This is a genomic window from Pseudomonas gebzensis (assembly GCF_034427815.1).
In the GTDB taxonomy this organism is placed as follows: Bacteria; Pseudomonadota; Gammaproteobacteria; order Pseudomonadales; family Pseudomonadaceae; genus Aquipseudomonas.
The window spans coordinates 285,885-300,048 of record NZ_JAXQNS010000003.1 but is presented as its reverse complement, the minus strand read 5'-3'; the positions used below and the strand labels follow the sequence as shown (position 1 = coordinate 300,048).

Genomic DNA, 14,164 nt, shown 5'->3' with positions numbered 1-14,164 from the left:
GACGTCCGGCACGGCAGAGGTGACGCCGGCGCGTCACTCGATCGTCGACTCGACCCGCTGGGCCTGATGCGCAGCCAGCCACCGCTGCAAATCGGCTGCCGGCATCGGCCTGCCGAGCAGATAGCCCTGGCCCTGATCACACCCGGCTTCACGCAGGAACGCATACTGCCCCGGCGTCTCGATGCCCTCGGCGGTGATGCGAAAGCCCAACGCGTGGCCCAGGTCGATGATGGCTCGGGCGATAGCCACCGCGTCGGCATCTCCAGGCAGATCCTTGACGAACGCGCGGTCGATCTTCAGGTGATCGATGGGCAAGGCGCGCAGATACGCCAATGACGAATAGCCGGTGCCGAAGTCGTCCACCGCCGTTGCCACGCCCAGCGCCTGCAAGCGTTCGAGGACCGCAAAGGCCTGCTGCTGACTCTCCATCAACACGCTTTCGGTGATTTCGACTTCCAGCAGCGTGGCGGCCAGACCGTGCTTGGCCAGCGCGTTGCGCAAGGTGGCGACATAGTCGCTGCGCTCGATTTCCAGCGCTGCGACGTTGATCGCCAAGGTACCCGGCAGACACTCGGCATCGCGCCATTGCGCCAGCTGCGCGCAGGCCAGGGCCAGCACTTGCTCGCCCAAGGGGATGATCAACCCGGTGCGCTCGGCCAGCGGAATGAACTCGGCCGGCGAAACCAGCCCGCGCTCGGGGTCACGCCAGCGCACCAGCGCCTCTACCCCTTCCAGCCGACCGTCGTCGAGTGCCAGCTTGGGTTGGTACCACAGCTCGAATTCATTGCACAGCAACGCCCGACGCAGGTTGCGCTCGAGCTCCAGCATCTGCTGCAGCCGCGCGGTCATGTCCGGGTGATAGGTGCGCCAGTCATTGCGCCCGCCCTCCTTGGCCGCATACATCGCGGTGTCGGCATGGCGCAACAGGCTGTCGAACTCCACACCGTGCTGCGGGTACCAGGCCAGCCCTACGCTGCCGGTGATCAGCGTAGCGGTGCCGTGCAGATCGAACGGGCGTTGCAACCCCGCCAGCAACGCCTGCACCCGCGCCATGATGGGTGCCTGGTTGCCGCGCAGCATGAAGGCGAATTCGTCGCCGCCCAGGCGGCACAACGAGTCCTCGGTGGTCAGCGATTCAAGTAAACGCTGCGCTGCCTGCTGCAACAGCAGGTCGCCCATGGCGTGGCCCAGGCTGTCGTTGACCTGCTTGAAGCCATCGATGTCGAGCATCAGCACCGCCAGGCCCTGGCCTTGCTCGATCGCCGCCGCCAACCGCTGCTGAAACAACACCCGGCTGGGCAGGCCGGTGATGACATCGAAATGCGCCAGCCGCTCAAGCTTGGCCTGGGACTCGCCCAACGCCAGGTTGCGCTCGGCCAACAACCGCTGACTGCGGGTCAGCTGCGCCACGAACAGGCTAAACAGCAAGGTGCAGCCCAAGGCCAGCAAAAATAACGGCGAGCGGAACGGGTTGGCCAGCGGCCAGCCGCCCAGCGGTGATGCGAGCAGCTGCCAGGTGCCGCCTGGTACTTCCAGCAGCAGACTGGCTTTGGGCGACGCAAAGCCGTTGGCATTGCCCCAGATCATTGCGCCGTCCGCACCGCGCGCATCGGCCCCGCGAATCGCCAGCTCGAAGTCCTGATAGGTGCTGAGCCCTGCCGCCAGCAACAGCCGGTCGATGTCTGCCACCACCGATACGCTGCCCCAGTAGAACTTCACCCCGCGCTTGCCATGAACGAACACCGGGCGCCGGTAGATCAACGCGCAGCCGCCGCCCTCACGCAACAGGACTGGCCCGGCCAGCACCGCCTCACGCCGCTCGCGCGCCAGCTGCACCAGCGGGTACTGAGCCGGCAGGGTGCGTAGGTCGAGCCCCAGCACCACCTCGTTGCCCCGCAGCGGATAGACGTCGCGCACCACATCGTCCGGGGCCAAGGTGATGGTGCGCATATAAGGTGAGGCGCTCAGGGCCTCGCGGGCCATACTCTGAAAGTGCACCGAACTGATCCGCCCATCGGCGATGATCAACTGCGCCAAGCCTTCGGTCTCGCCGAACGTGGCGCGCAGCTGCGCTTGCAGCCCCGCCCCCAGCGCAGCAAGCCGCGCATTGAGGGTGGCCAGGCGATCGCTCTGGTCACGCTGGGTGTCCAGATGGCCCAGCAGCAACGACAACCCCACACCCGCCACGGCAAACGCCACCGGCAACAGGCGCTGAAAGCGGCGGCGGGCGGCGGGCGGGGTCAGGGGCTTGGGTGGCGTCGGGGTGGAGGTACTCATAGGCCTGGCGATTGCTCGATTGCCTGTGTATCGGCCGAAAGGCGGGAATGTTGAGGGTGAATGATGTGCGGGCTGCCGATCGCCGCCATTGGGACCGTTTCGCGGCCCATTGCGACCAACGTTGCTGCAAGAGAGCGAAACAACCTGATACAAGCGGTCGTCGGGTGCGCTCCCGCCTCACCCAACCCGCAACCGCCACCCGCCATACCCGCTCAAGCGCAGCTCCCCCAGCGGCAGCACATCGATCCTGTGTGCCCCCGCCAGCGAACCGCCGACCACATGTTGCAGCGCCATGCGCATCACCCAGGGGTGCGTCACCGCCAACCATTGCCCCGGCACCAGGCCCTGCGCAAGCCAGTGACCCACCCGCTCATGCAACTGCGCAAGGGACTCGCCGCCGTGGGGCGCCGCGTGCGGATCATCCAGCCAGGTCTGCAAATCCGCGGTCGCGTGCGATTGCAGGTGTTTGAGCGTCAGTCCATGCCACTGCCCCAACTCGCAGTCACGCAGCGCCGGTTCAACCGAGGCATGGATGCCCAGCGCTTGCGCGGTGTCCCGCGCGCGACGCTCCGGCGCCACCAGGCACTGCAGGCCTGGCGGCCATACGCGCGCTGGCGGCCGTCGGCTCAGCGGATCATCAGCCCGATGAAACCGCCCTACCCGCTGCGCCTCGGTCCATCCGTGGCACAGCAAGGTCAATTCGACCGCGCTCACTGCCGCTGTGCCTCAGTCGAGCCATGGCACAGCAAAGTCAGCTCGACTGCCTTCATGGCTGCGGTGCCTCGACCCAGCGATCGCACAGCAAGGTCAGCTTCATCGCCTTCATGGCTGCCGCACCTCGGTCCAGCCAGAGCACAGCAGATTCGGCTCGACTGCCTTCATTGCTCCTGCGCCTTGATCCAGCGATCGCACAGCAAGGTCAGCCGCCTTCACAGAAGCACCCGCCTCAGCCCACCTGCCCGGCCATGCGCGCCCGCGCGGCGTGCAGCTTCTTGTAGCTGTCGATCAGGCGCTGATGCCGTTCCAGGCCTTCGAGCTTCATGCTGGTCGGGGTCAGGCCGTAGAAGCGTACGCTGCCGTCGAGCGAACCGAGCACAGCCGCCATGCGCTCCTGGCCGAACATGCGGCGCAGGTTGGCCTCGAAGTCGCTCAGGTGCAGATCGCTGTCCAGGGCGATCTCCAGCACCACGTTCAGAGCCTGGTAGAACAGGCCGCGCTCGACGGTGTTGTCGTTGTACTGCAGGAACATTTCCACCAGTTCCTTGGCCGGGTCGAACTGTTTGAGCGCCACATGAATGAGCAGCTTGAGTTCAAGCACGGTGAGCTGGCCCCAGTCGGTGTTGTCGTCGAACTCGATGCCGATCAGGGTCTTGATCTCGGTGTACTCGTCCAGCTCGCTGTTTTCCAGACGTTCGAGCAAGGCTTTGAGCGCACGGTTGTCCAGGCGGTGCAGGTTGAGAATGTCTTCGCGGAAATACAGCGCCTTGTTGGTGTTGTCCCAGACCAGGTCGTCGACGGGGTAGATTTCCGAGTAGCCCGGCACCAGGATGCGGCAGGCCGTGGCGCCGAGGTGCTCGTACACCGCCATGTAGGTTTCATGGCCCAGCCCTTCGAGAATGCCGAACAGGGTGGCGGCTTCCTGAGCGTTGGAATCCTCGCCGTGGCCGGAGAAGTCCCATTCCACGAACGCGTGGTCAGGGGTGGCGCCGAAGAAGCGCCACGACACCACGCCGCTGGAGTCGATGAAGTGCTCGACGAAGTTGTTCGGCTCGGTCAGCGCATGGCTTTCGAAGGTCGGTGGCGGCAGGTCGTTCAGCCCCTCGAAGCTGCGCCCTTGCAGCAACTCGGTGAGGCTCCGCTCAAGCGCCACTTCCAGGCTCGGGTGCGCACCGAACGAGGCGAACACTCCGCCTGTGCGCGGGTTCATCAGGGTCACGCACATCACCGGGAATTCACCGCCCAGCGAGGCGTCCTTGACCAGCACCGGGAAGCCCTGGGCCTCCAGCCCTTCGATGCCGGCGACGATGCTCGGGTACTTGGCCAACACCTCGGCAGGAACGTCCGGCAGGCACAGCTCGCCTTCGAGGATTTCGCGTTTCACTGCCCGCTCGAAGATTTCCGACAGGCACTGCACCTGGGCCTCGGCCAAGGTGTTGCCGGCGCTCATGCCGTTGCTCAGGTACAGGTTTTCGATCAGGTTGGAGGGGAAGTACACCACCTCGCCGTCGGACTGGCGCACGAACGGCAGCGAGCAGATGCCGCGGGCTTCGTTGCCGGAGTTGGTGTCGATCAGGTTCGAGCCGTGCAGCTCGGCGTCAGGGTTGTAGATCGCCAGGCAGTGCTCATCGAGGATTTCGGCGGGCAGCTCGTCTTGCGGGCCCGGCTGGAACCAGCGCTCGTCGGGGTAGTGCACGAACGGCGCATTGGCCAGGTCTTCGCCCCAGAATTGGTCGTTATAGAAGAAATTGCAGTTCAGCCGCTCGATGAACTCGCCCAGCGCCGAGGCCAGGGCGGCCTCTTTGGTCGAGCCCTTGCCGTTGGTGAAACACATCGGCGACTGCGCATCGCGCAGGTGCAGCGACCAGACGTTGGGCACGATGTTGCGCCACGAGGCGATCTCGATCTTCATCCCCAAGCCTTCGAGCAGGCCGGAGAGGTTGGCGATGGTCTGTTCCAGCGGCAGGTCCTTGCCGGCGATCAGCGTGCGCGTGGTGGCGTTCGGGTCGAGCATCAGCAGCGCCTGGGCGCTGGCGTCGAGGTTCTCGACCTCTTCGATGATGAACTCAGGTCCGGTCTGCACCACCTTCTTCACCGTGCAGCGGTCGATGGAGCGCAGGATGCCCTGGCGGTCCTTCTCGGTAATGTCGGCCGGCAGCTCGACCTGGATCTTGAAGATCTGCTGGTAGCGGTTTTCCGGGTCGACGATGTTGTTCTGCGACAGGCGGATGTTTTCGGTGGGAATGTCGCGGGTCTGGCAGTACAGCTTGACGAAGTACGCCGCGCACAGCGCCGAGGACGCCAGGAAATAATCGAACGGGCCCGGCGCCGAGCCGTCGCCCTTGTAACGGATCGGCTGGTCGGCGATCACCGTGAAGTCGTCGAACTTCGCCTCGAGGCGAAGGTTGTCGAGAAAGTTGACTTTGATTTCCATGGGCGATTACCGGGTACCGTCTGAACAGAAGTGGCGGCGATTATCCGGATTTTTGCCTGGGAAGTCTTGTCTGCGGCGTGGCCTGCAGCGTGGCATGGCCCTGCCCCGACTGACGGGTACGGGCCTCGCTGTTTCATGAAAGGCCGCCTGCACCCCGCTGCGTGGGCCAGGCATGCCCTGCCAGGGTTGGAAGCCCCTGCGGCTGGGGTGTCGCTCAGCGCAGCGGTTCTCAGGCTCAGTCGGGCTGCAGGCTTAGCCGAATCTGCGCCTGCGCGGCCAGCGCGATCAATGGCTCGACCTGCGCCGGCTCAGCGATCAGGCCCACGTACTGGTCAGCGTCGCTGCTCAGGTACAGCCACCGTTGGCCGTGGCCGGTGAGCCACTGGTCGAACTCGGCCAGCACCTGGGTCATGGCCAGCGCGTGCGCAGGGGTATAGCGGTAGCCTGCGCCGATAGCGCGGGTGGCGACCAGCAGTGGCGCCAGGTACTCGAACTGATCGAACCCGCGCACATCGACCGCCAGCAGCGTCAGGTGCTCGGGGCGCTGGCCCTTGTCAGGGTCCAGCAACCCGTCAAGCAGTGCTGCGGTGGGTTCGTCCCCGAGGGTATAGGCGCGCATCACCCGGCGCACCAGACGTTCGCGCTCAGCGGCCGGCAGGCGCTGCAACAGCGCTTGTGCGAACGCTTTGAGCTCGCGCTTGCAGGGGTGCAGCGCGCGAAAGGCCTCGGCCTCGCTGATGGCCGGCTCGTCCGGCGGTGGCAGGCTGAAGCGGCCACCGAACAGACGATCAAACAGGCCCATCGGCGGCACCTTGGGCCAGCACGGCCAACACACCGACGATCAAGGTCTTCAAACCCTGATGCAGTTCCGCTTCCATTTCCGCCAACTGCGCGGCGCCGTCCACCCCGGGCAGCGGCTCGCGGGCGTCGACCGAATACACCGTGTCGGCCATCGCGAAGCCTTGGAAGGCCACCGTGGCCAACGCCCAGCGCGCGTGCTCCAGGCTCAGGCCGTGCACCTGGGCCACGTGTTGTTGGTGATGGACGATCTTGTCGATCATCGGCTGGGTCGCTGCCAGGCGCCGGATCACATAGGGGGTGAGGCCCGGGTGGCCTTTGACGAAATCGCAGACCGCGCGGGCGAACTCGCTGAGGTAGGCCTCAAGCCCTTCGCGGCTGGCGCTGCCACTGGCCTGGGGAATCTGCCAGCGCTGGAACACCTCTTCGGCCACCAGGCTTTTCAGCGCTTCAAGGCTGGCGACGTGCTTGTACAGCGCCATGTGCGTGACGCCCAAAGCCGCCGCGACCCCTACGAAAGTAAGGTGCGGCAGGCCCATCTGCAGGCTGACCTCGACGATCCGTTCACGCGTGATGGTGCGGGGGCGACCGCGTCCTGCGGTGCGTTGAGGCGATTCCATGAAGCACTCCTGAAACAGTTGAAAGGGGGTTGTAGCCGTCTTGTCTGGATTTCGCAAATTAGTTTATAGTCATGCAACTAATTAAATCCGAGCGGTTCAAAGGCGCCTGAATGACTGAAGTTGCTGCCCCTGGCGAGGCCTCCTCGCCTGCTCCACGCCCCCTTGCGCAGGTCCTGGCCCCGGTCCGTGGGCAGTTGCTCGTGGCTGCGCTGCTCGCCGCTTCAGGCGCTGCACTGGCATTGGTGCCCCTGGCGGGCATCGCGCACATCGGGGGGCTGCTGCTGGGGCACAGCTCCAGCGCGATGAGCGTGGATCAGGCAGTGGTCATGAGCGTGGCCTGCCTGTTTGCCGGCGTGTTGTTGATGGCGCTGGCCGAATTGCTGGCGCACCTGGCCGACAACCACATTTCAGCGCATTTGCGCCTGAGCCTGGCGCGGCACCTGATGCAGGTGCCGCTGGGCTGGTTCAGTGCGCGCAGTTCCAGTGATGTCAAACGCGCCCTGCAAGACGACATCGCCACCCTGCACAGCCTGGTCGCGCACTTCTACACAAGCGTGGGCCGCGCGCTGGGCGCGGTGCTGGCGGCGGTGGGTTATCTGCTGGTCATGGATTGGCGGCTGGCGTTGCTGGCGCTGCTGCCGTTCCCAGGGTTCCTGCTGTTCCTGCGAAGGGCCCTGCGCGCCGGCGCCGAAAACAGCGCCACGCTGGGTGCGAGCATGGCGCAGCTGGACAACGCGGTCGTGGAGTTCGTGCACGGCATGCCCATGCTCAAGGCGTTTGGCGCGCAGGGCGACACGCGTTACCGCATCGCGGTAGACGGCTTTGCCCACGCTTTCGACCGTTTCACCCGGCCACTGGTCGCGTCGATGGCCAAAGCCAATGCCCTGATCGCGCCAGCCACGGTGCTGGGCGTGGTGCTGATGGGCGCCACGCTGTTCATCGCCCTGGGCTGGATGACACCGGTGCAGGTGCTGCCCTTCGTGCTGGTCACCCCGGGCCTGTGCGCGCCGTTGATGCTGCTGCACCACATCACCCACGACCTGAACAGCGCGGTCGCCGCTGCCCAGCGAGTGCTGGCGCTGCTGCACACGCAGGTTCTGGCGCAGCCTGCATGCGGCCAGCAGCCTGAAGGTTTCGAACTGCGCGTGGAGCACCTCAGCCACGGCTATTGCGAGCAACACAGCGTGCTCAAGGACATCAGCTTCACCCTCGCCCCCGGCACCACCACCGCCATTGTCGGCCCCTCCGGCTCGGGCAAGTCGACCCTCGCCCGCCTGCTGCTGCGCTTCTTCGACCCGGACCAAGGCTGCATCACCCTCGGCGGTGCAGACCTGCGCCAGCTCGACAACGCCACACTGTACGGGCATCTGGGCTTTGTGCTGCAAGACGTGCGCCTGCTGCGCGCGAGCATCCGCGAGAACATCGCCCTTGGCCGCCCCGACGCCACCCAGGCCGAGATCGAAGCCGCGGCGCAGGTGGCCAACATTCACCAGCGCATCCTGCAATTGCCGCGCGGCTATGACGCCGTGATCGACGACGACGCGCTGCTCTCGGGCGGTGAGAAACAGCGCTTGAGCATCGCCCGCGCGGTGCTCATCGACCCGCCGGTGCTGGTGCTCGACGAGCCCACCGCAGCGGCTGATGCCGAGCAGGAAGTGGCGTTGCTCGACGCCCTGGCCCGCTTCGCCCAGGGCCGCAGCGTGCTGGTCATTGCCCATCGCCTGGAGACCGTGGTGCACGCCGAGCAGATCCTCGTGCTCGACCGCGGCGTCATCACCGAGCGCGGCACCCACACGCAACTGCTTGCCGCGCAAGGGCTGTATGCCCGGCTGTGGCGCGCCGGTGGCCATGCCCACCCTTCGACACAGGCGGCCCAGCCATGCTGAACACCTTCACCACGCTGCTCGGCACGCACACCGCTGCGCTGCGCCATTACCTGTTGTGCAGCGCGCTGTACGGCCTGCTCAGCGGCCTGACCCTGAGCCTGCTGGCGCCCATCCTCAGCGCCCTGCTGCACGGCGATAGCACGCAGGCCGGGCTGTGGCTGATGGCCCTGGCCGGCGCGCTTGGGCTGGGCTGGCCGCTGCGTCTGTGGGTCGAGCGAGCCGGCGTGGCGGTTGCCTTGGACCTGTTGCGCAACGGCCGCCAGCACCTGGGCGAGCATGTCGCACGCCTGCCCCTGGGCTGGTTCAGCACGGCGCACACCGCGCGCCTGGGCCACCTCATCAATCATGGCCTGATGGCGCTGGCGCAACTGCCGGCACACGTCTTCACACCTTTGATCAGCGGCGCGCTGTCAGCGCTGGTGGTGGTCGGTGCCTTGTGCCTGCTCAACGGCACGCTGGGGCTGATCGCCGTGCTGGGCCTGCCACTGCTGTTCGTCACCCTGCGCTACAGCGCGCGCCTGGCGCAGCGCAGCGGGCAGGCCTACGAGACGCACTTCATCGCATCCAGCCAGCGCCTGCTGGAGTTCGCCCAGGCCCAGCCAGTGCTGCGCGCATTCAATGCCCAAGGCCACGCCACCGCACAACTGGAGCAGGCCCTGGCGGACCAGCAGCGCAGCGCACGGCGTCTGATCTGGCGCTCGACGCTTGCCACTGTGCTCAACGGCTGGGTGGTGCAAGGCCTGTTCGCCGCCCTGCTGCTGAGCGCGGCCTGGCGCTTCGCCGACCTGGCAACGAACCCCGCAGACATCGTGCTGCTGGTGGTCGCGCTGGTGATGTCCTGCCGCTACACCGACGCGCTGCTCGAGGTGGTCAATCAACTCGAAACCCTGCGCAGCGCCGTAGCGCCGCTGAGCGCCGCGGCGCAGATCCTCGACGCCCAGCCCCTGCCCGAACCCGAGATCTGCGGCCGGCCGAGCCACGCCGGCGTGTGCCTCGACGCCGTGCACCTGCGCTATGCCCGAGACCAGCCCGAGGTGCTGCGCGGTGTGAGTCTGACCCTCGCTCCGGGCACGCTGACGGCCCTGGTCGGCCCGTCGGGCTCGGGCAAGACCTCGCTGGTGGGGCTGGTGGCGCGATGCTTCGACGTCAGCCAAGGCAGCGTGCGTATCGGCGGCGTCGATGTGCGGCAGCTGTCCGGCCAGGCCCTGGCCGAGCAGGTCAGCCAAGTGTTTCAGGACACCTGGCTGTTTCAGGGCAGCATCGGCGACAACATCCTCATGGGCCGGCCGCAGGCCACTGCCTTGGAGCTGCAGGACGCGGTGCAGATGGCCGGGGTCGACGAGATCATCGCGCGCCTGCCCGACGGCCTGCAGACGCAGGTCGGTGAAGGCGGCGCGCGGCTCTCGGGCGGTGAACGGCAGCGCATCAGCATCGCGCGGGCACTGATCAAACAGGCACCGATTCTGTTGCTCGACGAAGCCTGCGCGGCCCTCGACGGCGAGAACCGGGCTTTGATCGCTCGTGCCTTGGCGCGCTTGCGCGGGCGCTGCACGGTGCTGGTAATCGCCCATCAACTGTCCACCGTGGCCATGGCCGAACAGATCGTGGTGCTCGACCAGGGCGAGGTCGTCGAAGCCGGGAGCCCGGCGCAGCTGCGCGAGCGCAACGGCCGCTACGCAACGATGCTGGCTCAACAGGCCACAGCCAAGCGCTGGCACTTGGCGGGCAGCCCGGAGCACGCCGCGCCATGAGCCGCGCATCGCTGTACTGGGCCGCGCCGCTGTGCCTGCTGTGCCTGGCCTCGCTGCTGATCGGCGCGCGGCCGTTGCAGTGGACCGCGCTGTGGCACGGCTCGAGCGACGCCTGGCTGACGCTCAGCGCCAGCCGCCTGCCGCGCCTGGCTGCGCTGCTGGTCACCGGCGCGGGCCTGGCGGTGTGCGGGGTGATCCTGCAGCAGATCGTGCGCAACCGCTTCGTCGAGCCGGCCACCACCGGCGGCCTGGACGCGGCCAAGCTGGGCATCCTGGTGGCGCTGGGCAGCCTGCCCAGCGCAGGCCTGGGCGTGCGTATGCTCGGCGCGTTGCTGTTCTGCCTGCTCAGCAGCCTGTTGTTCGTGGCCCTGGTGCGGCGCTTGCCGGCGCGCCAAGCGGCGCTGGTGCCGGTGATCGGCTTGATGTACGGCGGCGTGCTCAGCGCCCTGGCCGAGTTCTATGCCTACCGGCACAACATGCTGCAGAGCATGCAGGGCTGGCTGCTGGGGGATTTTTCCAAGGTGGTTCAGGGCAGCTACGAGGTGGTCTACGTGACCCTGCCCATCGTCGGCCTCACCTACCTGTTCGCTCAGCGCTTCACCGTCGCCAGCCTGGGTGAAGGCATGGCCACCAGCCTGGGCCTGAACTACCCCGCCACGGTGGCGCTGGGGCTCTTGCTGGTCGCGGTCACGGTGTCGGCCACGGTGATCAGCGTGGGGGCGATTCCCTTCGTCGGCCTGGTCATTCCCAACCTGATCGCCCTGCGCTACGGCGATCACCTGCGCCGCAGCCTGGCCCCGGTGGCGCTGGCCGGGGCCCTGTTGCTGCTGGCCTGCGACATCCTCGGGCGGGTGCTGATCTACCCCTTCGAGATCCCGATCGGGCTCACCGTGGGCGTGGTCGGCGGCGTACTGTTTCTGGGCCTGCTGCTGTGGGAGCGCCGCTGATGCGCCGCCATGCGCCATGGGCGCTGGTGTTGATCCTCAGCGCCACCTTCGTGCTGTTCGACGCGCCGCTGGATTTTGCCTATGTCATCCCGCAGCGCCTGTTGCGCCTGGGCGCGATGCTGGTGGGCGGGGTATGCGTGGCGTGGTCGGCCATCGCCTTCCAGACCCTGACCGGCAACCGCCTGCTGACCCCGGCGATCATGGGCTTCGAGGCGGTCTACCTGCTGCTGCAGGCGGTGCTGGTGCTGGGCCTGGGCAGTGCCGGGATGGTGCTGCTGGGCGCCCAGGGCAACTTTCTGCTCGCCGCCAGCGTGATGTTCGGCTACGCCTGGCTGGTGCACCGGCTGCTGCTGCGCGAGGGCCGCCACAGCGTGTATTTCCTGCTGCTGGTGGGCCTGGTGCTGACCCTGGTGCTGGGTTCGATTACCCAGTTCGTGCAGTTGACCATCAGCCCGGGCGAGTTCTCCTTGCTCCAGGGCGTCAGCCAGACCTCGTTCAACCGGGTGCAGGCCCCGCAACTGGCAGTCTCGGCGGTGCTGGTCGGGGTGCTGGCGCTGTGCAGCAGGCGCAGCCTGGCCACCCTCGACGTCCTGGCCCTGGGCCGTGAGCCGGCCATGGCGCTGGGCGTCGACTACCTGGCCTGCGTACGCCGGCAACTGGCGCTGATCGCCGCGCTGGTAGCGATTTCCACCAACCTGCTCGGGCCCACCGCCTTCATGGGCGTACTGGTGGCCAACCTGACCTATGCCCTGGGCGGCACCTTCCGCCATCGCGTCACGCTGGTGCTGGGCAGTGCGGTGGCCATGGTGCTGTTTCTGCTCGCGCAGTTGCTGGTCGAACACGTCTTCAACTACCAGACCACCGTCGGCATCCTCATCAACCTGGTGTGCGGCGGCTACTTCCTGATCCTCATGCTCAGCCAGCGGAGCGCTTCATGATCACCGTTCACGACCTGCACAAACGTTACGGCCCACGCACGGTGCTGGCCGGCATCAACGTCGCGTTCCCCGAAGGTCGGCTGACCTCGCTGATCGGCCCCAACGGCGCCGGCAAGAGCACCTTGCTGATGATGATCGCGCGGCTGCTGCAGCCCAGCGCCGGCGAGGTGCGCCTGCATGGCCAGGCGATCAGCCAGATCGCCAGCAACGCCTACGCCCGGCGGGTGGCGACATTGCCTCAAGCACCTGATTTCAACCTGCGCCTGCGCGTCGAGGAGCTGGTGGCCTTCGGTCGCTTTCCCTACAGCGGCGGGCGCCTGGACGAAAACGATCACCGCGCCGTGGACCAGGCCATCGCCTTCCTCGGCCTGCAGGCGCTGCGCCAGGCCTATGTCGACGAGCTCAGCGGCGGCCAGCGGCAGATGGCCTTCCTGGCCATGACCATCGCCCAGGAAACCGACTACCTGCTGCTCGACGAGCCACTGAACAACCTCGATATGCGCCACGCCGTACAGATCATGCGCGCCCTGCGCCGGTTATGTGACGAGCGCGGCTGTACGGTGCTGCTGGTGGTGCACGACATCAACTTCGCCGCCAGCTACTCCGACCACATCGTCGCCATGAAGGACGGCCAGGTGCACTGCACCGGCAGTGTTGCCGAGGTGGTGACCGAAGCGCGACTGGGCGAACTGTTCGCCTTGCCGTTCAGCATCAGCCACGGCGAGCGTGGGCCGCTGTGCAACTACTTCAATCCACCCCGAGAACTGTCATGACGCCGATCCCTGCCATCCGCCCCTGGTCGCTGACCTTGTTGGCCGCCCTTGCCTTGTCTGGTTGCCGGGAGGCCGAGCCGGCTGGCAATCAGAGCGCCCACGCAACGCCGCCTGCGGCCCTCGCCCCACTGGCCGTCAAGCATGCGCTGGGCACGACGCAGATTCCTCGTCCGGTCCAGCGCACCGTGGCGCTGGACATGAACGAGGTGGATTTTCTCGACCAGTTGCAGGTGCCGGTAGCCGGTATGCCCAAGGACTTCGTGCCGGACTTCCTCGCCCGCTACCGCGACGCCGCCGGCACCGCCGATGTCGGCTCCATCGTCCAGCCCAATCTTGAGCGCGTGCATGCCGCCCGGCCGGACCTGATCCTGATGACCTCGCTGCAGGCTAATCAGTACCCGACCCTGAGCCAGATGGCGCCGACGCTGCATTTCGATGTCGATTACCGCGACAGCCACACCGGCTTCGTGCAGGTGCTCAAGGACCATCTGGCCACCTTGGGGGCGATCTACGACAAGCAAGCGCTGGCCGCGCAGAAGATTGCCGCCCTGGAGGCGGATCTGGCTCGCGTACGCGCGGTCACCGAAGGCCGTCCCGAGCGCGCCCTGGTAGTGCTGCACAACAACGGCGCGTTCAGTGCGTTCGGGGTGAGGTCGCGCTATGGCTTCGTCTTCACCGAGCTGGGCGTGAAGCCTGCCAGCCCGCACCTGGACACCGGCCTGCACGGGCAGCCGATCTCCAGCGAATTCATCCAGCAGGCCAACCCCGACATCCTCTATGTGGTCGATCGCACCGCTGTGATGGAAGGCCGTCCGCGCCTGGATGCCGACACCCTGAGTAACCCGCTGCTGCGCCAGACCAATGCCTGGAAGCACGGCCGGGTGCGCTTCGTCGACCCGCAGGCCTGGTACGTGACGGCTGCCAGCCCGACCGCGCTGAGGCTGATCATCGACGATGTGATCAAGGGCTATCAGAACTGAGCCCTCATTTGGCATGGACGCCTGGCGATCCGCTGGCTGGTGA

Annotated in this window: 11 protein-coding genes; 6 read left to right on the top strand and 5 right to left on the bottom strand. The window is 66.8% G+C overall.

What is annotated here, in order from left to right:
• Positions 1-33: 33 nt before the first annotated feature.
• From SJI00_RS08360 to SJI00_RS08340, 5 genes are all read right to left on the bottom strand, one after another.
• On the bottom strand, positions 34-2,277 hold the full coding sequence (locus SJI00_RS08360; RefSeq protein ID WP_322461259.1) for a putative bifunctional diguanylate cyclase/phosphodiesterase: 2,244 nt from the start codon (positions 2,275-2,277) through the stop codon (positions 34-36).
• 177 nt (positions 2,278-2,454) lie between these two features.
• Positions 2,455-2,991, bottom strand: a complete 537-nt coding sequence (locus tag SJI00_RS08355) for a histidine phosphatase family protein (protein WP_322461258.1) — start codon at positions 2,989-2,991, stop codon at positions 2,455-2,457.
• A 232-nt stretch (positions 2,992-3,223) separates the two neighbouring features.
• Complete coding sequence (locus SJI00_RS08350) at positions 3,224-5,428, bottom strand: OsmC domain/YcaO domain-containing protein (RefSeq protein WP_322461257.1); 2,205 nt, start codon at positions 5,426-5,428, stop codon at positions 3,224-3,226.
• Between the two features lie 235 nt (positions 5,429-5,663).
• Positions 5,664-6,230, bottom strand: coding sequence for a DUF6630 family protein (locus tag SJI00_RS08345; protein ID WP_322461256.1), 567 nt, complete (start codon positions 6,228-6,230; stop codon positions 5,664-5,666).
• Positions 6,217-6,846 carry a TetR/AcrR family transcriptional regulator gene (locus SJI00_RS08340; RefSeq protein ID WP_322461255.1) on the bottom strand — a complete coding sequence of 210 codons (630 nt, stop codon included), beginning with the start codon at positions 6,844-6,846 and terminating at the stop codon, positions 6,217-6,219. Before SJI00_RS08340 ends, SJI00_RS08345 begins: the two co-directional genes overlap by 14 nt.
• A gap of 110 nt (positions 6,847-6,956) precedes the next feature.
• On the opposite strand from SJI00_RS08340, the gene SJI00_RS08335 reads away from it, so the two are divergent.
• The 6 genes from SJI00_RS08335 to SJI00_RS08310 are packed head-to-tail and all read left to right on the top strand — an operon-like array spanning position 6,957 to position 14,121.
• Positions 6,957-8,732 (top strand): ABC transporter ATP-binding protein, encoded by a 1,776-nt coding sequence (locus SJI00_RS08335; protein ID WP_322461254.1) that lies wholly within the window; start codon positions 6,957-6,959, stop codon positions 8,730-8,732.
• A complete protein-coding gene (locus SJI00_RS08330) occupies positions 8,726-10,483 on the top strand; it encodes an ABC transporter ATP-binding protein (protein WP_322461253.1) in 1,758 nt (585 codons plus the stop codon). Before SJI00_RS08335 ends, SJI00_RS08330 begins: the two co-directional genes overlap by 7 nt.
• Positions 10,480-11,430: an ABC transporter permease gene (locus tag SJI00_RS08325; protein ID WP_322461252.1), complete on the top strand. Its 951-nt coding sequence runs from the start codon at positions 10,480-10,482 to the stop codon at positions 11,428-11,430. Before SJI00_RS08330 ends, SJI00_RS08325 begins: the two co-directional genes overlap by 4 nt.
• On the top strand, positions 11,430-12,368 hold the full coding sequence (locus SJI00_RS08320; RefSeq protein WP_322461251.1) for an iron chelate uptake ABC transporter family permease subunit: 939 nt from the start codon (positions 11,430-11,432) through the stop codon (positions 12,366-12,368). Before SJI00_RS08325 ends, SJI00_RS08320 begins: the two co-directional genes overlap by 1 nt.
• Entirely contained in the window at positions 12,365-13,141 is a 777-nt protein-coding gene (locus tag SJI00_RS08315; RefSeq protein ID WP_322461250.1) for an iron ABC transporter ATP-binding protein, read from the top strand. The genes SJI00_RS08320 and SJI00_RS08315 overlap by 4 nt, the downstream gene beginning before the upstream one ends.
• Positions 13,138-14,121, top strand: a complete 984-nt coding sequence (locus SJI00_RS08310; protein ID WP_322461249.1) for a siderophore ABC transporter substrate-binding protein — start codon at positions 13,138-13,140, stop codon at positions 14,119-14,121. Before SJI00_RS08315 ends, SJI00_RS08310 begins: the two co-directional genes overlap by 4 nt.
• Positions 14,122-14,164 lie beyond the last annotated feature (43 nt).

Excerpts from the sequence above, each read along its gene's own strand:
- SJI00_RS08350 (WP_322461257.1), bottom strand. The coding sequence starts at position 5,428 with ATGGAAATCAAAGTCAACTTTCTCGACAACCTTCGCCTCGAGGCGAAG.
- SJI00_RS08335 (WP_322461254.1), top strand. The coding sequence starts at position 6,957 with ATGACTGAAGTTGCTGCCCCTGGCGAGGCCTCCTCGCCTGCTCCACGC.
- SJI00_RS08310 (WP_322461249.1), top strand. The coding sequence starts at position 13,138 with ATGACGCCGATCCCTGCCATCCGCCCCTGGTCGCTGACCTTGTTGGCC.
- SJI00_RS08315 (WP_322461250.1), top strand. The coding sequence starts at position 12,365 with ATGATCACCGTTCACGACCTGCACAAACGTTACGGCCCACGCACGGTG.
- SJI00_RS08345 (WP_322461256.1), bottom strand. The coding sequence starts at position 6,230 with ATGGGCCTGTTTGATCGTCTGTTCGGTGGCCGCTTCAGCCTGCCACCG.
- SJI00_RS08340 (WP_322461255.1), bottom strand. The coding sequence starts at position 6,846 with ATGGAATCGCCTCAACGCACCGCAGGACGCGGTCGCCCCCGCACCATC.
- SJI00_RS08330 (WP_322461253.1), top strand. The coding sequence starts at position 8,726 with ATGCTGAACACCTTCACCACGCTGCTCGGCACGCACACCGCTGCGCTG.
- SJI00_RS08360 (WP_322461259.1), bottom strand. The coding sequence starts at position 2,277 with ATGAGTACCTCCACCCCGACGCCACCCAAGCCCCTGACCCCGCCCGCC.
- SJI00_RS08320 (WP_322461251.1), top strand. The coding sequence starts at position 11,430 with ATGCGCCGCCATGCGCCATGGGCGCTGGTGTTGATCCTCAGCGCCACC.
- SJI00_RS08325 (WP_322461252.1), top strand. The coding sequence starts at position 10,480 with ATGAGCCGCGCATCGCTGTACTGGGCCGCGCCGCTGTGCCTGCTGTGC.